Source organism: Streptomyces sp. NPDC002564 (genome assembly GCF_042889645.1).
GTDB lineage: Bacteria > Actinomycetota > Actinomycetes > Streptomycetales > Streptomycetaceae > Streptomyces.
The window spans coordinates 130,556-152,070 of sequence record NZ_JBIARE010000003.1; the positions used below are offsets into that span (position 1 = coordinate 130,556).

16 protein-coding genes are annotated in these 21,515 nt (G+C 73.3%); 10 read left to right on the forward strand and 6 right to left on the reverse strand.

The genetic code is table 11. From position 1 onward, the window contains the following. The first annotated feature begins 64 nt into the window (after positions 1-64). The 5 genes from ACFYXE_RS12160 to aceE all read left to right on the forward strand — a co-directional run bounded on the left by ACFYXE_RS12160 (position 65) and on the right by aceE (position 8,948). Entirely contained in the window at positions 65-1,612 is a 1,548-nt protein-coding gene (locus ACFYXE_RS12160) for a leucyl aminopeptidase (RefSeq protein ID WP_361165698.1), read from the forward strand. A gap of 298 nt (positions 1,613-1,910) precedes the next feature. Beyond that, a complete protein-coding gene (gene lpdA, locus ACFYXE_RS12165; protein ID WP_361165695.1) occupies positions 1,911-3,299 on the forward strand; it encodes a dihydrolipoyl dehydrogenase in 1,389 nt (462 codons plus the stop codon). A 101-nt stretch (positions 3,300-3,400) separates the two neighbouring features. Beyond that, positions 3,401-5,164, forward strand: coding sequence for a 2-oxoglutarate dehydrogenase, E2 component, dihydrolipoamide succinyltransferase (sucB, locus tag ACFYXE_RS12170; RefSeq protein ID WP_389311630.1), 1,764 nt, complete (start codon positions 3,401-3,403; stop codon positions 5,162-5,164). Positions 5,165-5,319: 155 nt separating this feature from the next. Beyond that, entirely contained in the window at positions 5,320-5,943 is a 624-nt protein-coding gene (locus ACFYXE_RS12175) for a GntR family transcriptional regulator (protein WP_361165690.1), read from the forward strand. 299 nt (positions 5,944-6,242) lie between these two features. Further along, entirely contained in the window at positions 6,243-8,948 is a 2,706-nt protein-coding gene (gene aceE, locus ACFYXE_RS12180; RefSeq protein WP_389311633.1) for a pyruvate dehydrogenase (acetyl-transferring), homodimeric type, read from the forward strand. Positions 8,949-9,062: 114 nt separating this feature from the next. Here aceE and ACFYXE_RS12185 read toward each other — a convergent pair whose 3' ends face one another. After that, positions 9,063-10,034, reverse strand: coding sequence for a helix-turn-helix transcriptional regulator (locus ACFYXE_RS12185; RefSeq protein WP_389311635.1), 972 nt, complete (start codon positions 10,032-10,034; stop codon positions 9,063-9,065). A gap of 28 nt (positions 10,035-10,062) precedes the next feature. After that, a complete protein-coding gene (locus ACFYXE_RS12190; RefSeq protein ID WP_389311637.1) occupies positions 10,063-10,989 on the reverse strand; it encodes an SDR family oxidoreductase in 927 nt (308 codons plus the stop codon). A 134-nt stretch (positions 10,990-11,123) separates the two neighbouring features. On the opposite strand from ACFYXE_RS12190, the gene ACFYXE_RS12195 reads away from it, so the two are divergent. Next, positions 11,124-11,645 (forward strand): DUF4240 domain-containing protein, encoded by a 522-nt coding sequence (locus tag ACFYXE_RS12195; protein ID WP_389312530.1) that lies wholly within the window; start codon positions 11,124-11,126, stop codon positions 11,643-11,645. A gap of 14 nt (positions 11,646-11,659) precedes the next feature. Here ACFYXE_RS12195 and ACFYXE_RS12200 read toward each other — a convergent pair whose 3' ends face one another. Continuing rightward, positions 11,660-12,454: an SDR family NAD(P)-dependent oxidoreductase gene (locus ACFYXE_RS12200; RefSeq protein ID WP_389312532.1), complete on the reverse strand. Its 795-nt coding sequence runs from the start codon at positions 12,452-12,454 to the stop codon at positions 11,660-11,662. 131 nt (positions 12,455-12,585) lie between these two features. Here ACFYXE_RS12200 and ACFYXE_RS12205 point away from each other — a divergent pair, with 131 nt between their 5' ends. After that, complete coding sequence (locus ACFYXE_RS12205; protein WP_389311639.1) at positions 12,586-13,236, forward strand: TetR family transcriptional regulator; 651 nt, start codon at positions 12,586-12,588, stop codon at positions 13,234-13,236. A 14-nt stretch (positions 13,237-13,250) separates the two neighbouring features. Here ACFYXE_RS12205 and ACFYXE_RS12210 read toward each other — a convergent pair whose 3' ends face one another. Together ACFYXE_RS12210 and ACFYXE_RS12215 are read right to left on the reverse strand one after the other, a co-directional pair. Then, positions 13,251-14,549, reverse strand: a complete 1,299-nt coding sequence (locus ACFYXE_RS12210) for a SpoIIE family protein phosphatase (protein WP_389311641.1) — start codon at positions 14,547-14,549, stop codon at positions 13,251-13,253. An 87-nt stretch (positions 14,550-14,636) separates the two neighbouring features. After that, positions 14,637-15,125, reverse strand: a complete 489-nt coding sequence (locus ACFYXE_RS12215; RefSeq protein ID WP_389311643.1) for a GNAT family N-acetyltransferase — start codon at positions 15,123-15,125, stop codon at positions 14,637-14,639. An 87-nt stretch (positions 15,126-15,212) separates the two neighbouring features. On the opposite strand from ACFYXE_RS12215, the gene ACFYXE_RS12220 reads away from it, so the two are divergent. The 3 genes from ACFYXE_RS12220 to ACFYXE_RS12230 all read left to right on the forward strand — a co-directional run bounded on the left by ACFYXE_RS12220 (position 15,213) and on the right by ACFYXE_RS12230 (position 20,031). Further along, the gene (locus ACFYXE_RS12220) at positions 15,213-16,118 is read left to right on the forward strand and encodes a TIGR01777 family oxidoreductase (protein WP_389311645.1); all 906 of its coding nucleotides are present in this window, start codon (positions 15,213-15,215) and stop codon (positions 16,116-16,118) included. A gap of 199 nt (positions 16,119-16,317) precedes the next feature. Beyond that, positions 16,318-17,682, forward strand: a complete 1,365-nt coding sequence (locus tag ACFYXE_RS12225) for an NAD(P)/FAD-dependent oxidoreductase (RefSeq protein ID WP_389311647.1) — start codon at positions 16,318-16,320, stop codon at positions 17,680-17,682. A gap of 207 nt (positions 17,683-17,889) precedes the next feature. Continuing rightward, on the forward strand, positions 17,890-20,031 hold the full coding sequence (locus ACFYXE_RS12230) for a family 20 glycosylhydrolase (protein ID WP_389311649.1): 2,142 nt from the start codon (positions 17,890-17,892) through the stop codon (positions 20,029-20,031). A 12-nt stretch (positions 20,032-20,043) separates the two neighbouring features. Here ACFYXE_RS12230 and ACFYXE_RS12235 read toward each other — a convergent pair whose 3' ends face one another. Further along, the gene (locus ACFYXE_RS12235) at positions 20,044-21,483 is read right to left on the reverse strand and encodes a regulator (protein ID WP_361165660.1); all 1,440 of its coding nucleotides are present in this window, start codon (positions 21,481-21,483) and stop codon (positions 20,044-20,046) included. Between the last annotated feature and the right edge of the window lie 32 nt (positions 21,484-21,515).

Sequence of the window (21,515 nt, forward strand, 5' to 3'; positions counted from 1 at the left end):
AGGCTCGCGACGGGCTCACCACCCCACAGCCCGTCGAAACTCACCGAAAGAGGACCTCACCACCGTGACTGCTCTGACTCTCAGCACCGCCGCCGCGACCGGCCTGCGTGCCGACGCGATCGTCGTCGGTGTCGCGAAGGGCGCTGGATCCAAGGGGGGCCTGGTCGTCGCTCCCGGCGCCGAGGCCGTGGACAAGGCGTACGACGGCAAGCTCGCGTCCGTCCTGGAGACCCTCGGCGCCTCGGGCGGCGAGGGTGAGGTGACGAAGCTCCCCGCGCCGTCCGGCCTCAAGGCTCCGGTCGTCGTCGCGGTCGGTCTCGGCGAGGTCCCGGAGAAGGACGAGACGTACGGCACGGACACGCTGCGCCGTGCCGCCGGTGCCGCCGCGCGCACCCTCAAGGGCTCGAAGAAGGCCGCGTTCGCGCTGCCGCTGGAGGACGCCGAGGACATCGGCGCCGTCGCCGAGGGCGCGCTGCTCGGCGCGTACAGCTTCGACGCCTACAAGGACCAGGGCGACGCCAAGGCCGCGAAGAAGAACGGCAAGGAGGCCAAGGCCCCGCTGGCCGAGGTGGCCCTGCTCGGCGCCAAGCCCCGCGACAAGGCGCACAAGGCCGCCCTGGAGCGTGCCGTCGCCGTCGCCGAGGAGCTCAACCGCGCCCGCGACCTGGTGAACACCCCGCCGAACGACCTCAGCCCGGAGGCCTTCGCCGCCGTCGCCCAGGCCGCGGCCAAGGAGCACGGCATCAAGGTGCAGGTGCTCGACGAGAAGGCGCTGACCAAGGGCGGCTACGGCGGCATCCTCGGCGTCGGCGCCGGCTCGGACGCCCCGCCGCGCCTGGTGAAGCTCTCGTACACGAGCTCCAAGGCGAAGAAGCACCTCGCCTTCGTCGGCAAGGGCATCACCTACGACTCGGGCGGCATCTCCCTCAAGCCCGCCGGTCACAACGAGACCATGAAGTGCGACATGGCCGGTGCCGCCGCGGTCTTCGCCGCCGTCGTCGCCGCCGCGCGCCTGGGCCTGGAGGTGAACGTCACCGGCTGGCTGGCGCTCGCCGAGAACATGCCGTCCGGCTCCGCGACCCGCCCCGGCGACGTCCTGCGGATGTACAGCGGCAAGACCGTCGAGGTGCTCAACACCGACGCCGAGGGCCGCCTGGTCCTGGCCGACGCCATCGCCAAGGCCTCCGAGGAGGAGCCCGACGCGATCGTCGACGTGGCGACGCTGACCGGCGCCATGATGATGGCCCTGGGCAACCGCACCTTCGGCATCATGTCGAACGACGACGCGTTCCGTACCTCGGTGCACGAGATCGCCGAGGAGGCCGGCGAGCCCTCGTGGCCGATGCCGCTCCCCGCCGATCTGCGCAAGGGCATGGACTCCCCCACCGCCGACATCGCCAACATGGGCGAGCGCATGGGCGGCGGCCTGGTGGCCGGCCTGTTCCTGCAGGAGTTCGTCGGCGAGGGCATCACCTGGGCCCACCTCGACATCGCGGGCCCCGCCTTCCACGAGGGCGCGCCCTACGGCTACACCCCCAAGGGCGGCACCGGATCCGCGGTGCGCACCCTGGTCCGGCTCGCCGAGCACACCGCATCGGGCGACCTGGGCTGATTCGCGTACGTTGATCCGGGGCTCCGGCCGCCACGGCGTCCGGGGCCCCGGTGCGATTTCGCCCTCGACGAAATCCGTACGTTCGTACGCACGAGATGGCCCTGCAGACGGTCGATCCGACGTCTCACACCCCGGCCCGGCGTCCCGTCTCCCGCCGACAAGTGCGAAGATGGGTTCTCGGCAGGACAGGGCCCCCACCAAAGGGCCGAAACAAGAGCGGCCGAATACCAGCCGACCGACCGGTCGTCCCCCGAGAACAGGGGTCCGGCGTACGGCGCACATGCATGGAGGACGTGACGTGGCGAACGACGCCAGCACTGTTTTCGACCTAGTGATCCTCGGCGGCGGTAGCGGCGGTTACGCCGCGGCCCTGCGCGGAGCGCAGCTGGGCCTGGACGTCGCCCTGATCGAGAAGAACAAGCTCGGCGGCACCTGCCTGCACAACGGCTGCATCCCCACGAAGGCGCTGCTGCACGCCGGCGAGATCGCCGACCAGGCGCGCGAGGCCGACCAGTTCGGCGTGAAGGCCACCTTCGAGGGCATCGACATGGCGGCCGTCCACAAGTACAAGGACGACGTGATCTCGGGCCTCTACAAGGGCCTGCAGGGCCTGGTGGCCTCCCGCAAGGTGACCTACATCGAGGGCGAGGGCAAGCTCTCGTCGCCGACCTCCGTGGATGTGAACGGCCAGCGGATCCAGGGCCGCCACGTGCTCCTCGCGACCGGCTCCGTGCCGAAGTCGCTGCCGGGCCTGGAGATCGACGGCAACCGCATCATCTCCTCGGACCACGGCCTGACCCTGGACCGCGTGCCGAAGTCCGCGATCATCCTGGGCGGCGGCGTCATCGGCGTCGAGTTCGCCTCGGCGTGGAAGTCCTTCGGGGCCGACGTCACGGTCATCGAGGGTCTCAAGCACCTCGTGCCGGTCGAGGACGAGAACAGCTCCAAGCTTCTTGAGCGCGCCTTCCGCAAGCGCGGCATCAAGTTCAACCTCGGCACGTTCTTCGAGAAGGCCGAGTACACGCAGGACGGTGTCCGCGTGACCCTCGCCGACGGCAAGACCTTCGAGGCCGAGGTCCTCCTGGTCGCCATCGGCCGCGGCCCGGTCTCGCAGGGCCTCGGCTACGAGGAGCAGGGCGTCGCCATGGACCGCGGCTACGTCCTGGTCGACGAGTACATGCAGACCAACGTCCCGACGATCTCGGCCGTGGGCGACCTGGTGCCGACCCTGCAGCTCGCCCACGTCGGCTTCGCCGAGGGCATGCTGGTGGCCGAGCGCCTGGCCGGTCAGAACCCCGTCCCGGTCGACTACGACGGCGTGCCGAAGGTGACGTACTGCCACCCCGAGGTCGCCTCCGTGGGCATCACCGAGGCCAAGGCCAAGGAGCTCTACGGCGCGGACAAGGTCGTCGCCCTCAAGTACAACCTCGCGGGCAACGGCAAGAGCAAGATCCTCAAGACCGCGGGCGAGATCAAGCTCGTCCAGGTCAAGGACGGGGCCGTGGTCGGCGTCCACATGGTCGGCGACCGCATGGGCGAGCAGGTCGGCGAGGCCCAGCTGATCTACAACTGGGAGGCGCTGCCGGCCGAGGTCGCCCAGCTCATCCACGCCCACCCGACGCAGAACGAGGCGCTGGGCGAGGCCCACCTCGCCCTGGCGGGCAAGCCGCTGCACTCCCACGACTGACCCTTCGGTCACACGGGCGCGACGACCAGACTTCCCGCTTCCCCAGGCTCTCGACTTCGCTCGAGCCGGGGAGGCCCCATCCGTAAGGAGCAACTGAAACCATGGCGGTTTCCGTATCCCTTCCGGCGCTCGGCGAGAGCGTCACCGAGGGCACTGTCACCCGTTGGCTGAAGGCCGAGGGCGAGCGCGTCGAGGCCGACGAGCCGCTGCTCGAGGTGTCGACCGACAAGGTCGACACCGAGATCCCCTCGCCGGCCGCCGGCATCCTGGCCTCCATCAAGGTCGCCGAGGACGAGACCGTCGAGGTCGGCGCCGAGCTCGCCGTCATCGACGACGGCTCCGGCGACGCGGGCGGCTCGGCCGCCCCGGCGCAGGCCGAGGCACCCGCCGCCCCCGCCCAGGAGGAGGCCCCGCAGCAGGAGGCCCCCGCCCAGGCCGAGGCGCCCGCCGCCCCGGCCGCCTCCGGCGGTTCCGCCGAGGGCACCGAGGTCACCCTGCCCGCGCTCGGCGAGTCCGTCACCGAGGGCACCGTCACCCGCTGGCTGAAGGAGGTCGGCGAGGAGGTCGCGGCCGACGAGCCCCTCCTGGAGGTCTCGACGGACAAGGTCGACACCGAGATCCCCTCGCCGGTCGCGGGCGTGCTGCTCGAGATCGTCGTCGGTGAGGACGAGACCGCCGAGGTCGGCGCCAAGCTCGCCGTCATCGGTGCGCCCGGTGCCGCCGCCGCTCCGGCCAAGGAGGAGGCCCCGGCCGCCCCCGCGCAGCAGGAGGCCCCGAAGCAGGAGGCGCCGAAGCAGGAGGCCGCCCCGGCCCCCGCGCAGCCCGCCGCCCCGGCTCCGGCTCCCGCCGCTCCGGCCGCGCCCGCCGCTGCCGCCCCGGCCCCGGCCCAGCCGGCTCCGGCCGCGCCCGCCGCCCCGGCCCAGGCCACCCCGGCCGACGACGGCGCCTACGTGACCCCGCTGGTCCGTAAGCTCGCGTCCGAGAACGGCGTGAACCTCTCCGAGGTCACCGGTTCCGGTGTCGGCGGCCGCATCCGCAAGCAGGACGTCATCGCCGCCGCCGAGGCCAAGAAGTCGGCCCCGGCCCCGGCCGCCGCTGCCGCTCCGGCGGCCTCGAAGGCCCCGGCCCTGGAGGTCTCCCCCCTCCGCGGCCAGACGGTCAAGATGACCCGCATGCGCAAGGTCATCGGCGACAACATGATGAAGGCCCTGCACTCGCAGGCCCAGCTGACCTCGGTCGTCGAGGTCGACATCACCAAGCTGATGAAGCTGCGCGCCAAGGCGAAGGACTCCTTCGCGGCCCGCGAGGGCGTCAAGCTCTCCCCGATGCCGTTCTTCGTCAAGGCCGCCGCCCAGGCGCTGAAGGCCCACCCGGTCGTCAACGCCCGGATCAACGACGACGAAGGCACCATCACGTACTTCGACTCGGAGAACATCGGCATCGCCGTGGACGCCGAGAAGGGTCTGATGACGCCGGTCATCAAGGGTGCGGGCGACCTGAACATCGCCGGTATCTCGAAGAAGACCGCGGAGCTGGCCGGCAAGGCCCGTGGCGGTGGCCTCACCCCGGACGACATGTCCGGCGCCACGTTCACGATCTCCAACACCGGCTCGCGCGGCGCCCTGTTCGACACGGTCATCGTGCCGCCGAACCAGGCCGCCATCCTCGGCATCGGTGCGACCGTCAAGCGTCCGGTGGTCATCAACCACCCGGACCTCGGCGAGACCATCGCGGTGCGCGACATGACCTACCTGTCGCTCTCCTACGACCACCGTCTGGTGGACGGCGCGGACGCCGCCCGTTACCTGACCGCGGTCAAGGCGATCCTCGAGGCCGGCGAGTTCGAGGTCGAGCTCGGCCTGTAGTCCGATGCGACGTGCCGGGCGCCCCGTGCGTCTGTAACACTCGTCTCATCAGCGCGTACGCCCCCGTCCGGAGTCTTCCGGGCGGGGGCGTCGCCGTATTGTCTAGGGGTCACTACGCCCTGGGGCGCCTGCCTGCCCCTGCCTGAGGAGCCCACATGACCGCGCCCGTCGTTCACTCGCTGCGCGAACAGATCCGCGAGCACATCGTGGAGGGGATCGTCAGCGGGAGATGGAAGCCGGGCGAGCGCATCGTGGAGCGCCGGATCGCGGTGGAGCTGGAAGTCTCCCAGACGCCGGTGCGGGAGGCGCTGCGCGAGCTGGAGACCCTGCGGCTGATCGAGTCCGCCCCGAACAAGGGCGTACGCGTCCGCAATCTGACGGCCGCCGACCTGGAGGAGAGCTACCCCGTGCGGGCCGGCCTGGAGGCCATCGCCGCGGAGCTCGCGGCGGAGCGGCTGGCGGCGGACTGCTCGGCCCTGGAACCGCACGTCGCCGCCCTCTACGAGGCGGACCGCGCCGCCGACGGCACCGGGCAGGTGCGGCACACCGTCGCCTTCCACCGGGAGCTGGTGCGCGCCGCGGACAACTCCGTCCTCCTGCACACCTGGGAGGGCCTGGGCATCGAGGTCTTCACGGCGCTGTCGATCCGCTGGCTGGGCACGGTCCAGCAGTCGTACGCGGAGGAGCACGAGGCCCTGGTCTCGGCGTTCCGGCGGCGCGATCCCGCCATCGCGGAGCTGGTGAAGTCCCACGTGCTCGGCTGCGCCCCGCGCCCCTGACGTGCTCCGCGGGCCGTCGCGCCCGCCGACGCTCATCCGTGGACGACCCGCTCATACGTGCTCCCACCTGCGGGAACCCTTCCATTCGAAGGCACCGCGTGCCCGCATTCCTGGCACCGGATGCCTACTTTCTCGATCCGGAGGAGTTTTCGCCTTCAACCCTTTGATCGATCATCGATCACGGAGTTACAGTCTCCGACGGGCTCACACCAGAGCCTCACGCCCTGTCCTGCCAAGACATCGGGCACCCCCACCCCTTACCGAACAGGGGACCCCCTCCGACTCAGGAAGGCGGCGCAATGACCGACCCCTCCGCAATCCAGCCGAGCGAGCTCGACCAGCTCCCGGACCGCGACCCCGAGGAGACCGCCGAATGGCAGGCCTCCCTGGACGCCGTCACCGAGGCGGCCGGGCCGCACCGTGCCGCGTACCTGATGCGCCGCACGCTGGAGCGCGCCGAGGGCGCGGGCCTGGCGCTGCCGAAGCTGCTGGAGACGGACTACGTCAACACCATCCCCACCTCCGCCGAGCCGTCCGTCGACGGTGACGAGGAGATGGAGCGCAAGATCACGGCGTGGAACCGCTGGAACGCGGCCGCCATGGTCACCCGCGGCTCCAAGCACGGCGTCGGCGGCCACATCGCGACCTTCGCGTCCGCGGCCTGGCTGTACGAGACGGGCTTCAACCACTTCTTCAAGGGCAAGGAATCCCAGGAGGCACCCGGGTCCGGCGACCAGCTGTACATCCAGGGCCACGCCTCCCCCGGCATCTACGCCCGCGCCTTCCTCGACGGCCGTCTGAACGAGGCGCAGCTCGACAACTTCCGGCAGGAGGCGGGCGGCAACGGCCTCCCGTCCTACCCGCACCCGCGCCGCCTGCCCTGGCTGTGGGAGTTCCCGACCGTCTCCATGGGTCTCGGTCCGCTCTCCGCCATCTACCAGGCGCGCTTCAACCGGTACCTCACCAACCGCGGCATCAAGGACGTCTCCGCCTCGCACGTGTGGGCGTTCCTCGGTGACGGCGAGATGGACGAGCCCGAGTCGACGGCGGCCCTCGCCCTGGCCGCGCGCGAGGGTCTGGACAACCTCACGTACGTCATCAACTGCAACCTGCAGCGCCTCGACGGCCCGGTCCGCGCCAACTTCCGCGTGGTCCAGGAGCTGGAGGCGCAGTTCCGCGGCGCCGGCTGGAACGTCATCAAGGTCCTGTGGGGCAACGCCTGGGACGAGCTGTTCCGGCTCGACACCACCGGCGCCCTGGTCCGCCGCCTGCGCGAGGTGCCGGACGCGCAGTTCCAGACGTACGCCACCCGCGACGCCGCCTACATCCGCGAGCACTTCTTCGGCTCCGCGCCCGCGCTCGTCGAGCTGGGCAAGCTGCTCACGGACGACAAGATCAGCGAGTGCTTCCACCTCTCGCGCGGCGGCCACGAGGCCCGCAAGGTCTACGCGGCCTACCGTGCGGCGCTCACCCACAAGGGCGCGCCGACCGTGATCCTCGCGCAGACGGTCAAGGGCTTCACCCTCGGCAAGGGCTTCGCGTCCAAGAACGCCAACCACCAGATGAAGAAGCTCACGGTGGACGAGTTCAAGGACATGCGCGACCTGCTCGGTCTGCCGATCCCGGACAGCGACTTCGTCGACGGCCAGGTGCCCTACGGCCACCCCGGCGCCGACTCCCCCGAGGTCCGCTACCTCCAGGAGCGCCGCGCGGCGCTCGGCGGTCCGGCCCCGGCCCGCCGCACGCAGCCGCTGGCCCCGCTGCCCGCCGCCGCGGACAAGGCGTTCGCCTCCTTCGACAAGGGCTCGGGATCGCAGTCGGTGGCCACGACCATGGCGTTCGTCCGCCTGGTCAAGGACCTGGTCCGCGACAAGGAGACCGGCAAGCGCTGGGTGCCGATCGTCCCCGACGAGGCGCGCACCTTCGGCATGGAGTCGCTCTTCCCCTCGCTCGGCATCTACTCGCCCAAGGGCCAGACGTACGAGCCGGTCGACCGCGACCAGCTGATGTACTACAAGGAGGCCAAGGACGGCCAGATCCTCAACGAGGGGATCACCGAGGCCGGTTCCATGGCGGACTTCATCGCCGCGTCGTCGTCGTACGCGACGCACGGCGAAGCGATGATCCCCTTCTACATCTTCTACTCGATGTTCGGCTGGCAGCGCACCGCCGACCAGATGTGGCAGCTCGGCGACCAGCTCGGCCGCGGCTTCCTCGTCGGCGCCACGGCGGGCCGCACGACGCTGACGGGTGAGGGTCTGCAGCACGCGGACGGCCACTCGCCGGTGATCGCCGCGACCAACCCGGCCGCGCTCTCCTACGACCCGGCGTTCGCCTACGAGATCGCCGCGATCGTCAAGGAGGGGCTGCGCCGCATGTACGGCGAGGCCCACGAGGGCGAGGACCAGAACGTCTTCTACTACCTCACGGTCTACAACGAGCCGATGCCGCAGCCGGCGAAGCCCGCGGGCGTCGACGAGGGCATCGTCAAGGGCCTGTACCGCTTCAACACGGCCGAGACGGCGGGGCTCTCCCCGGCCGCCAACGCCGCGCGCATCCAGCTCATCGGTTCCGGCACGGCGATCCACTGGACCCTGGAGGCCCAGAAGCTGCTCGCCGAGGAGTGGGGCGTGGCCGCCGACGTGTGGTCCGCGACGTCCTGGACCGAGCTGCGGCGCGACGCCCTGGAGGCGGACGAGGCGCTGCTGCGCGGCGAGGAGCGTACGCCCTACGTACGGACCGCACTTGAGGGTGCGCAGGGTCCGGTGCTCGCGGTCTCCGACTACATGCGCCAGGTTCCCGACCAGATCGCGCAGTGGGTCGAGCAGGACTACTCCTCGCTCGGCGCGGACGGCTTCGGCCTCTCCGACACGCGGGACGCGGCGCGTCGCCACTTCGGCGTCGACGCGCAGTCGATCGTCGTCGCGTCGCTGGCGCAGCTCGCCCGTCGCGGCGAGGTGCCGGCGTCGGCGGTGAAGGAGGCCCGGGCCAAGTACGGTCTGTAGCCTTCGGCCTGATGCGGGTGCGGGTCCTCTCCCCTACGGGGTGGGGGCCCGTTGCCGTGTGCGCCTACTGCGGGATTCTTCCCACCCACCCGCCCTTTCTCTGGGGGGGGGTGGCTAGCGGTAGCGGGCGGACATTTCGTGGGCCGCTTCGGCGCAGCGCGCCCTGAGCGGGGCCGGGGACAGTACCTCCGCCTCCGGGCCCAGGGACAGGAGCTGGGTGTACGCGACGTCCTCGCTCTCGACCGCGAGCGTCACCGTCACCCGGTCCCGGTCGTCCGGCTCGCCCGCGCCGGCCAGGGCCTCGCGCGCGGCGACCGGGTCGGTGGCGTGCGGGAGCCGCCGTGCGCCTGCCGCCGAGAGCCGCACCACCACCTCGGAGCGCAGGAGCGCCCGCGCGAACTGCGCGGCCCGTTCCTCCCAGAAGCCCGGCAGGTCGAACTCCTCGTCGCGGGCGAAGCGCTCCTCGCCCGGGTCGACCGCGGTGAACCGGTCGATGCGGTACACCCGGAACGAGCCGGTGTCGGGGACCCGCGCGCACAGGTACCAGACCCCGGCCTTGAGCACGAGGCCGTAGGGCTCCAACTCCCTTTCCACCTCGGCGTCCTGGCGGCGGTAGCGGGCGGTGACGCGGCGGTCGTCCCACACCGCGTCGGCCAGCGGGGGCAGCAGTCCGGGCGCGGAGGTCTCCCTGAACCAGCCCGGCGCGTCCAGGTGGAAGCGCTGCGAGGCGTTCTGCGAGGCGTCCCGCAGCGAGGGCGTCAGCGCCGCCGACACCTTCAGGCGGGCCGCCGACGCCGCGTCCTCCAGACCCATCTCGCGCAGCGCGCCCGGCACTCCGGACAGGAACAGGGCCTCCGCCTCGCTGCGGCCGAGCCCGGTGAGCCGGGTGCGGTAGCCGCCGATGAGGCGGTAGCCGCCGGCCCGCCCGCGGTCCGCGTACACCGGGACGCCCGCCTCCGAGAGGGCCTGGGCGTCCCGGGTGATGGTCCGCTCGGACACCTCCAGTTCGGCCGCGAGCTCCGCGGCGGTCATGGAGGGGCGGGCCTGGAGCAGGAGCACCATCTTGATGAGGCGGGCAGCGCGCATGCTCTCATTCTGCCGTCGGCCGATGCCGTCAGCGGTAGCCGGTGACGTCGGCGGTCCCGCTCTCCTGGTCGACCTCGGTGAGGTAGCGCCAGGCGTCCGGCGCGGAGCCGTCGACGTCCGTGAAGCCGTACTCCTTGGCCAGTCCGCCGCTGGAGAGGGACGCGCCGTTCCAGCGCCGCACGTCGGGGTCGGCGGCGAGCGCGACCAGCGCCCGGCCGATGAACGCCGGCGTCTCGGAGATCGCGAAGTGCGGGTTGCGCTCGGTGCCGTCGCGCCAGTTCTCCTCGGTCACCTCGAAGGCCGTGTCGAGCATGAACTCCGAGCGCAGCCAGCCGGGCGTGAGGCAGAGCGCCGTGCAGCCGTACTCCTCGACCTCCTCGGCCAGGCCTTTGGCCATGCGCAGCGGGGCCGCCTTGGCGAGGTCGTAGTAGAACGGCTTGCGGTAGTTGGCGCCGTTGTACTCCGCGGTGCCGTCGGTGACCTCGACGACGAGGCCGCCGGGGTTCTTCAGGAGCAGCGGCAGCGCGTAGCGGCTGGTGACGATGTGGGTCTCGATGCCGAGGCGCAGGATGCGCAGCCCCTTGTCGAGGTCGTGCTCCCACATCTTCTTGTCCCACTCGACGTGGATGTCGCCGCCCCAGATGTCGTTGACGAGGATGTCGAGGCGGCCCTGCTCGCGGTCGATCCGCGCGACGAGGGCCTCGACCCGGTCGGGCTCCAGGTGGTCGGTGGGTACGGCGATGCCGGTGCCGCCCGCCGCGCCGACCAGTTCGGCGGTCTCCTCGATGGTCTCCGAGCCGCGGCCGATCTCGCTGGTGTGCGCGCGGGTGGTGCGGCCCGTCACGTACACGGTCGCCCCGGCGCGGCCGAGCTCCACGGCCATGGCGCGGCCCGCGCCGCGGGTGGCGCCCGCGACCAGGGCGATCTTTCCGGTCAGTGTCTGTGTGGTCTCCATGATCTTGAGGCTGCCAGCAAAAGCCGACATCTCCTGTCGGCCTTTCCGTCGGCATGTGCGCGGATAACGAGACAGCCGCATTCCGGCGCACTCCGCGTGCGCCCCCACCCCGCAGGACCGATGCTGGACCCGTGATGGACGAGACGGAGTTCTGGGAGATCGTGGACCGTACTCGGGAGGCCGCGGGCGGCGACCCCGAGGACCACGCCGAGCTGCTCGTCGAGAGACTGGTGCAGTCCGACCCGGACTCCGTCCTCGACTTCGCCCGTCACTTCGAGTCCCGCTACAACCGCGCCTACCGCTGGGACCTGTGGGGCGCGGCCTGGGTGCTGCTCGGCGGCGCGGGCGACGACGCCTTCGACTACTTCCGGTGCTGGCTGATCGGCCAGGGCCGGGAGGTGTTCGAGGGCGCCGTGCACGACCCGGACGCGCTCGCCGATCTGCTCGACGACTTCGACGAGGAGCTCGACGGGGACGGCGAGGAGCTCGGTTACGCCGCGGACGAGGCGTACGAGCAGCTCACCGGCGTCGACGCCCCGGATCTGGGTCTCGCGCCCGCGCCCGCCGAGCCGGAGGGCAGCGCGATCGACTTCGAGGACGACACCGCGATGGCGCGGCGCTATCCGAAGCTGTGGCAGCGCTACATGGCGGACTGAGCGTCCCGCCCGGCTCAGAAGTGGGTGCCGCCGTCGACGCGGACCTCGGTGCCGGTGATGAAGCGGCCGTCGTCCGAGGCGAGCATCGCGACGACGGAGGCGACCGTCTCGGGGCCCGCGAAGCCCTGGCCGATGGCGGGGGCGAGCTTGACGAACAGGCTCATGTCGGCGTCCGCGGGCAGGCCGGGGCCCACGCTCTGCCGGCTCGCGCCGGTCCCGTCCGTCATCCCGGAGGAGATGGAGCCGGGCTGCACGGCGGTGAAGCGGATGCCCTGCTTGCCGTACTCGGCGGCGAGGGCGTGCGTCATGGACTGGATGCCGCCCTTGCTGGCCGCGTACGCCGCCATGTACGGGTGGGCGAACATCGCGGACGTCGAGCTGAAGTTGACCACGGCGGCGCCCTCGCCCCGCAGCAGTGCCGGGATCGCCTCGCGGATCATCAGGAAGGTGCCGGTCAGGTTGACCGCGACGACCTGGTTGAAGGCGTCGAGGGTGGTCTCGTGGGTGTGCGAGGAGCGCAGGATGCCCGCGGCGTTCACCAGCACGTCCAGGCCGCCCAGCGCGGCGGTGGCGGCGGCGACGCCCGCGCGGACGGAGGCCTCGTCGGCGATGTTCACGACCAGGGTGGTGAGGCGCTCCGCGGCGGCGCCCGCCTTGGCCGCGGTGTCCTTGAGGCCGTCCTCGCTGACGTCGGCGGCGACGACCCGGCCGCCCTCGGCCAGCATGCGCAGCACGGTCGCCTGGCCGATGCCGGAGCCGCCGCCGGTGACCAGGGCGCGGCGCCCCTCGTAACGGTTCAGGGTCTGCATGGCGCTCTGCATGGCGTTCTCTCCACTCTCGCAACGGTCCTGCCTTCGCATTACACGGTACGCCTGGATGGCACGTTGTGCCACAACGACTTGACGTGCCTGTCTGGCCGGATCGGCGTAGGGTGCGAGGGGTGAGCACCCAGTCGCCGTCCCTCCCGCCGCTGTCCCTGACGGAGCGCCGCAAGCGGGCCACCCAGCTGGAGATCGCGCACGCCGCGGCCGAGCTCTTCACCGCGCAGGGGCCGGACGGGACGACGGCCGAGGCCATCGCGGGCCGGGCCGGGGTCGCCCTGCGCACCTTCTACCGGTACTTCCGCACCAAGCAGGACGCGGTGGGCCCGCTGCTCGCCGTCGGCGGGGAGCGCTGGCGTGCGCTCCTGGCCGCGAGCGAGCCGGGCGCGACGCTCCCCGAGGCCCTGCGGGGCGCGATCGCCGAGGCCCTCGCCGCTCCCGACGAGGCGGCGGCGGACGGGCTGCGCCAGGCGCGCGGGCTGCTGCGGGCCGCCGTGGACGATCCGGCGCTGCGGGCGGTCTGGTACCGCGTGAACCAGGAGTCGGAGGAGAAGCTGCGGCCCGTCGTCGCGGAGCTCGCGGGCGGGGGCGCACGACCGCTGGAGGTCCGGCTGGCCGCGGCCGCGGCGACGGACGCGATCAGGATCGCCCTGGAGACATGGGCGGAGTCGGACGCGGACGTCACGGGGCCCGGCTCCCCCGCGGAACTCGCGGTGCGGTGCCTGGCGGAACTGATGGGCGGGATGCGGGTGCTGACGCGGGAGGACTAGGCCGTGCCCGCGGCTCACGTCCCCTCGGGGCGGCCCCCGTCCGGGCCGGATTCCGGGTCCGGGCCGGATTCCGGGTCCGGGCCGGATTCAGGGTCCGGGCCGGATTCAGGGTCCGGGCCCGACTCCGGGGCCAGGCCCGACTCCGGGGCCGGGCGCGGCTGCGGCTGCGGCTCCGGGTTCGGCTCCGGCTCCGGCTCCGGCTCCGGCTCCGGCGCGAAGATCATCATCGTCACGTCGTCCCGTATCTCCCCCGCGTGGCCCACCACGTCCGCCCACACCCGCTCCATGAGGGCCACCGGGTCGGCCGGCAGGGACGGGTCGGCCCTGAGCATCGCGGTGAGGCGGTCGGGCAGCGGGTAGAACGCGCCGGACGCGTCCCGCGCCTCGCTCACCCCGTCGGTCAGGCCGAGGACCAGGTCCCCGGCGAGCAGCGGCACCGTGAGCTGCTCGCAGGGGTCGGGGCCCGCGATGCCGAGGCCCAGCGGGGCGCCCGGCGAGACGTCGAGCTCCGTCACCTCGGTGCCGCGCAGCAGCAGGGGCGGCGGGTGCCCGCAGGAGACGACGCGGACGACGGGGGCGTCGTCGGGGAACTCCAGGAGCACCGCCGTGGCGAACAGCTCCGGGTGCTCCTGCCCCGCCGAGTCCACCACCAGCCTGCGGTCGAGCTGGGCGGCGACGCCCGCCAGGTCGGCCTTGTCGAGGACCGCCTCGCGGAACGCGCCGAGCAGCGCGGCGACCGTGCCGACCGCGGCGAGCCCGTGGCCCTGCACGTCGCCCACCAGGGCCCGCACCCCGCCGGGCCCCCGGCGGACGTCGAAGAAGTCGCCGCCGACCAGCGACTCGTGCTGCGCCGCCTCGTACAGGCCCGCGCACCGCACCCTGCCGACCCGCTCCCGCAGCGGCGGCAGGACGGCGTACTGGGCCGCCTCGGCGACCGTGCGGACCGTCACGAGCTGGGCCTCGCGGCGGCTGCGCACCCAGGCGAAGACGACGCTGAGCAGCGCGATGAAGGTGATCGTCAGCTCGTCGCTGTTGCCGGGGTGGCCGAGGCCGAAGCCGGGCAGCGAGAGCAGCATGATCACGACGCCGCCGACCACGGCGGTGGCGGCGGGCCCGTACGACAGCGCGGCCAGCGGCGGGACGGCGGCGACCAGGAAGCTCAGGTCCACCGTCTTGGGGGTGACGACCTGGACGAGGATGATCACGAGCAGGAGCAGCGGCGGCGGCCAGCGCACCCACGGCGGCGGGGGCGTGCCGCGCAGCAGCCAGTCGCGCTGGTCCGCGTCGCGCCGTCTGGCCGCAGCCCTGATCATCTCTTCACGCTCCTACGGGCACGGCGCCCCCGCACGCCGGGCCGGTCCGTCGGGTGCCGGACCCGGCGGGTCCGCGCGCCGGGAAGGTCAGAGGGGGCGGCCCATGAGGACGTCGTCGACGTACACGCCGTCCAGCAGGAACTCGCCGGGCAGTACGCCCTCGATGACGAACCCCTCCGCTTCGTAGAGCTTGCGGGCCGGGGTGTTGTGCCCGAGGACGCGCAGGGTGATGCGCAGCGCGCCCTGGCGGCGGGCCTCGTCCATGGCCGCCCGGATCAGTGTGCGGCCGACGCCCCGGCCGCGCAGTTCCTCGGCGACGACGAAGCCCTGGATCTGCCGCACGTGCGCGTTGACCAGCAGCGGGGTGGGGAAGCCGAGCTTCACATAGCCGACGATCCGCCCGTCCGTCTCGGCGACCAGGTGGTCGTGGGGGCCGAAGCGGTCGTTGAAGAAGGGCTCGTAGGGGGGCTGGGGGCGGGGCTGGACCGCGTGCAGCGTGGACCAGGTGGCGCGATCGAGACGGGCGAGCTCGTCGTCGTCCTCGGGCCGTGCGGTTCGTATGTGCATGTCCGGCATGGCGCAACTCTACGGCGGCCGCGACGCGCGCCGTCCCGGTCCGGCACAGGGGGCACGGCCCGGCCGCCACGGGGCAGGATGGACCGCATGGACACCACACAGTCGCGCGTCGCCGTGGCCGGCGCCTCCGGGCTCATCGGTACGGCGCTCACCCGCTCCCTCGCCGCCGACGGGCACGACGTGGTGCGGCTGGTGCGCCGCACTCCGCGGGCCGGGGACGAGGTGCGCTGGGATCCCCACAAGGAGTACGTCGACACGGCCGGGCTCGCGGGCTGCACGGCGGTCGTCAACCTGGCGGGCGCGGGCATCGGCGACCACCGCTGGACGGCGGCGTACAAGCGGGAGCTCAGGGACAGCAGGGTGCTCGGCACCCGCACCCTGGCCGCGGCCGTCGCCTCGCTGGACGCGCCCCCGCAGGTGTTCCTGAACGCCAGCGCGATCGGCTACTACGGCGACACCGGTGCACGGGCGGTCGACGAGACCGCCCCGGCGGGCGACGGGTTCCTGCCCTCGCTCTGCGTGGAGTGGGAGGAGGCGGCCGGGGCCGCCCGCGGCGCGGGCATCCGCACCGTGCTGGCCCGCAACGGCCTGGTGGTCGGCCGTGAGGGCGGCGCCTGGGGCCGCCTCTTCCCGCTCTTCAAGGCGGGCCTCGGCGGACAGCTCGGCAACGGCCGGCAGTACTGGAGCCACATCTCCCTGCACGACGTGGTGGCCGCGCTGCGGCACCTGATCGACACCAGGACGCTGTCGGGCCCGTTCAACCTCACGGCCCCCGACCCGGTCACCAACCGCGAGGTGACGGCCGCGATGGGGCGCGTCCTGAAGCGGCCCACGCTGCTGCCCGTGCCCGCCCCGGCGCTGCGCCTGGCGCTCGGGGAGATGGCCGGGGACGTCCTGGGCAGCCAGCGCGTCCTGCCGACGCGGCTCCTGGAGTCCGGCTTCGCCTTCGCGTTCCCCGGCATCGACGACTCGATCCGGGCGGCGCTGGCCTGATCCGTTCCGGCCCGCGGCCGCCCTGCGACTTCCGTGCGACCTCTGTGCGACCGTGCCCGGTGCATGCGCGACTGCCTTCGACCGGAACCGCTCCTACCCTCGTGCCCGACTCGGGTATCACTCGGGTCCTACTCGGGTATTCAGGAGCCCTGTCGGGGGCATCAGCTCCCCACAAGCAGCGCGACCTCGGGAGGGGCACGTGCCAGAGCCTGCGCACCATGCGGATGTCGTCATCGTGGGAGCCGGGGCCGCGGGGCTCTCGGCAGCGCACCGGCTGACCAGTGCCGGTGTGACGACCGTTGTCCTGGAGGCCGCCCCTTACGTCGGCGGCCGGATGTCGACGGAGAAGGTCGACGGGTTCCGGCTCGACCGGATCGGCCAGCTCCTCACCACCTCGTATCCCGAACTGCGCCGCACACCGGGGCTCGGCTCCCTGGTCCTGCGCCCCTTCGCGCCCGGCCTCCTCGTGCACAGCGAGGGCCGGCACCACCGCGCCGCCGAGCCCCTGCCCGGACGGAGCGCAAGGGGCGCACTCACGGCAGCGCGCGCCCTCGCGAGCGCCCCCCTGGGTCCGCTGGCCGCACGCACCCCGGCGCGGGCCGCCCCCGGCACCGCCTCCCGCTCCGCGCCGCTCGGCGGCCCGCTGGACCAGGCACGCCTCGGCTCCGCCCTCGCCCGGCTCGCCGCCCTGCCGGTCGAACGCCTCCTGGCCCGGCCCGAACTCCCCGCCGGCGCGGCGCTCTCGGCCCGCGGCCTGCCCGCGCGCACCATCCACGGCTTCCTGCGCCCGCTGCTCTCCGCGCTGCTCTGCGACCCGGACCTGACCACGTCGAGCCGGTGCGCGGACCTCGCCCTGCACGCCTTCGCGCGCGGCCGCCTCTGCCTGCCCGAGGGCGGCGCCGAGGTCCTGCCCGAGCTCCTCGCCGCCGCCCTGCCGCCCGGCGTGGTGCGCACCGGGGTCCGGGTCATCTCGGTCTCCACCAGCGCGGTCGGCACCGCCGAGCACGGCGAGATCAGCTGCCGTGCCGTCCTGCTCGCCACCGACGCGCGCGCCGCCGCCGAGCTGCTCCCCGGCCTGCGCGTGCCGCCGTTCCACGAGGTGTCGGTGTTCCACCACACCGCGCCCGAACCGCCCCTGGACGGCCCGGCGCTGCTCCTGGACGCCGACCGCGCGGGTCCGGTCGCCCACACCTCGGTCGTCAGCCAGGTCGACCCCTCGCGCGCGCCCGCCGACGGCGTCCTGATCTCCTCCACGGTCCTCGGCCCGCCGCCGGACGAGCAGGCCGTGCGCACGCATCTCGCCGCCCTGTACGGCGTCCCCACGCACCGCTGGGAGTCGCTCGCGGTCCACCACACGCGCGAGGCCGTGCCCGCGATGCCGCCCCCGCACGACGTGCGCCGCCCGGTGCGGCTGCTCGCGGGGCTCTACGTCTGCGGGGACCACCGGGACACCAGCACGGTCCAGGGCGCCCTGCACTCCGGTCGGCGGGCCGCCCACGCCGCCCTCACGGACTTCGGGATCACCCCCGCGTACGCCGGAGAACCCCTGCCCGCCGCGGCCTAGTCATCCGACCTCTCCGCCTGCCCCGGTGAAGCCCCCGCGCCCCACGCGCGGGGGCTTCACCGACCCGACGTGACCCACAACTCCCCTTGCCACGGCACCTCTACGCGATTACGGTCCCCCTGGACCGCCAAGCAGCGGGAGGACCGGCGCGGGCCGCACCACCCGGCGGCATCACTCCTCCCCGGCCGATTCATGGGAGCTCCGACCTTGCCCACCGCCCGAGCCGACGTCCCGGGCGCGGAGTCCGGCGGCGCGGACGCACCCCCCTCCGTCATCCCCCGGCCCACCGACTGGACGCCCTTCGCGGGACGCACCGCGCTCACCCGGGCCACCCGCATCCTCATCGACCCGCGCACGGCGGCCGACGCCGACCTGCCCGCCGGGCGCGCCGAACTCCCGGGCCCCGCACGGCAGTCCGTGCACGAGCTCGCCACCCGGCTCCGTACCGAGATCGAGCAGGTCACCGGCCTCGCCCCGCGCGTCACCGACGACCCCTCCCCCGCACCCTGCGACATCGTGCTCGCCCTCACCGACCGGGGCGCGCCCGGCGCCGAGGGCCACCTCTTCGACAGCCGCGGCCCGGTGCGCGTCGAGGCGGCCTCCACGCACGGCCTCTTCTACGGCACCCACACCCTCCTGCAGCTCCTGCGGGCCACGGCCGACGACCACCGCCAGGTGCCCCGCGCCAGGGCCGTGGACCGCCCGGCGCAGCGCATCCGCATGGTGCACCTGGACGCGGGCCGCAAGTACTGGCGGATCCCGTACCTGGAGAACCTGATCCGCAGGATGGCCGACCAGAAGCTCAACACGCTGCTCCTGCACTTCTCCGAGGCCGAGGGCTTCCGCCTGGACAGCCCGCGGTTCCCGGGGCTCGCCGACCCCCGGCACAGCTACGGCCGCGCCGACATCGAGCACTTGAAGGCTTTCGCGGCCCGCCACCACGTGCAGCTGATGCCGGGCCTGGAGCTCCCGGGCCACGCCACCACGATCAGCCGGACCTTCGGCATCGGCTTCGGCTCGGGCCCCGGCGCCTGCACGGGCGCGCACACCCACTCCCACCTGACGCCCGACTGGGTCGTCGACCTGACCAGCGACCGGGCGATCGCCACGTCGAAGGAGATCGTCGACGAATTCGCGGGCTGGTTCGACGCCCCGCTGTTCTCCATCGGCGCCGAAGAGGTCCCCGCGCAGCTCGCCGCGTGCCCGCGCGTGCGGGACCACCTGGCGTCCGCCCCCGACGTCTCCACCCTGGGCGACCTCCTCAACCGCTACCTCAACGCCCTCGACGACGTGGTCGCCTCGCACGGCAAACGCACCGCCGTCTACAACGGCTCCGAGCGCCTGGACGCGCCCCGGCAGCGGGTCCGCGCCCGCGTCGTCTTCCTCACCTGGGAGGGCACGGGCGCCGAGCCCGCCGTGCCGGGCCACGACGAGATCGCCGTCGGCCCCTTCTACAACACCCCGAACAACTACCACCACCTGTACCCGGACGAGCCCTGGATGTACGGCAGTTGGGCGCCGAGCACCGCGCCCGACATGCTCGGCTCCGGCATCACGAACTGGGCCGACTACAACTTCTGGGCCGACGACGGCTACTTCGAGCAGCACATGGCGGGCGCCCGCGCGATCCTCGCCGACCGGACCTGGAACAGCACGCCGGCGCCGGACACGCTCGCCGGCTTCCGGGCCCGCGCCGCCCGCGTCGGCGAGCCGGCCACCACCCCCGCGCCCCTCCCGCCGCGCGTCACGGGCCGGCCCAGCCACCGGTGGACCTTCGACGACGCGGCGTACCCGAGCGGCTGGACGTACGCGGGCAGCCCCGGCAACACGCTCCTCGCCGAGGACAGCGCCGGTGACCTGTCCGGCACCTCGTACATCGTCGACAACCCCACACCCGTGCCCGGTGTGCACGGCCGGGCCTGGCGCTTCGCCTCCGACCGGGACGGCGTGGGCTTCGGCGGCCTGGACGTCGCCGAGCCGTGGACGGCCTCGGTCCGGGTCCGGCCGACGGAACGGACCGGCGACCAGGTGCTGCTCAGCTCGAGGGCGGGCGCCCTGAAGCTGATGCAGCACGGCACGGGCAGGGTCGGCTTCACCCGGTACGGCACCGCCGACCACAGCTTCGACCACACCGTGGCGCCGGGCCGCTGGACCCGGCTGACCTGGGTGGCGACCAAGGGCTCCACCACGCTGTACGCCGACGGGCGGCGGGTCGGGACCGTCGCCGCCTCGATCCCGCTGCCGCTGCGCTCCCTCGGCACGGAGCGGGCGGGCCTCCGCGGCGACCTGGACGAACTGGTCACCTGGGACGAGGCGTTGACCCCCGAGGAGGTCGCGCGCCTGGCGTGAGCGCGCGGCGGCCTACCCGAGCGCGGCGACCCGGTCGCGGTACCCCCTCACCGGCGCCGCGTCCCGGTAGGGCTCCAGGCGGCGTTCGAAGTCGCGTACGTACTCGTGGGCCCGCGCCGAGCGCATCTCGCCGGCGGCCTGCGCGGCCTCGGCGCCGAGCTGGCAGGCCAGTTCCAGCTCGCCGAGGCCGAGCCGCGCGGAGGCCAGCACCACCCGGCAGAAGAGGCGGCTGCGCGCGAAGGCGGGCGCGCGCAGCTGCAGCGAGCGCTCGGCGTACTGCGCGGCGGCGCGGTACTGCTGCAGGTCGCGGTAGCTGTGCCCGAACTCGTCCGCGAGCTGCGCCTCGTCGAAGAAGCGCGCCCAGTGCGGCACCTCGTCACCGGTCCGCGCGGCCTCCAGGGACCGCTCGGCGCGCACCAGCGCGGCCGTGCAGGCCCGCACCTCGCCGAGCACGCCGTGCCCGCGCGCCTCCGCCGCGTACAGCAGGGACTGCACGACGGGCGGCGCCGAGGAGCCGACGCCCTGCTGGGCGACCCGGGCGAGCTGCACGGCCTCGCGTCCATGGCCGAGGTAGACGGCCTGGCGGCTCATCGTCACCAGGACGTAGGAGCCGTACGCCCGGTCGCCCGCCGCCTGCGCCAGGCGCAGGGCCTGCACGTAGTACCGCTGGGCGAGGCCGTGCGCCGCGATGTCGTAGGAGGTCCAGCCCGCCAGGCGGGTCAGGTCGGCCGCGGCCCCGAACAGGCGCCGCCCGGCCTGCTCGCCGTACACACCGCGCAGCATCGGCTCGGCCTCGTGCTCCAGGTAGCGGACCAGGGCCTGGCGCGCGTGCCCGCCGCCGTAGGCGTGGTCGAGGGCGCGGAAGAGCTCGCCCACGGAGCGCAGCGCCGCGATGTCGCCGCTGCTGACCCGCTGGCCGGGGCCGCGCTCGGGCCCCTGGCGCTGGCGGGGCACCGCGGGGCGGCCCTGCACGGGGACGCGCTGGGGGTCGACGTCGCCGCGGCCGACGCGTTCGTCGGCGCGGCCGATCAGCCAGTCCCGGCTGGGCACCACGAGCCCGGCCGGGGTGAACGCGATCTTCCGCAACTCCGCGTGGCTTCCGGAGTCCTTGCGCCACAGGCCGCCGACGATGTCGACGGCCTCCTCGGGGCTCGCCGCGAACTCCAGGCCCGCGTAGACCGGCGCGCAGGCGTCGAGTCCGAGGTCCTGGGCGGACAGGCGGCGCCCGAGCCGTCTCGTGAAGACCTCGGCGATCAGCGCGGGTGTGGTGCCTCTGGGCTGCTGGCCGCGGAGCCACCGGGTCACGGACGTCTTGTCGTACCGCAGGTCCAGGCCGTGCTCGAGGCCCAGCTGGTCGACGCGGCGCGCGAGGCCCGCATTGGAGAACCCGGCTTCCGAGATGAGCGCGGCTAGCTGGCGATTTGGGGTGCGCTGCGGGGGTCGTTCCGTCATCGGCTGTGCGGTCTCCTGCCTTCCGGGCCTGC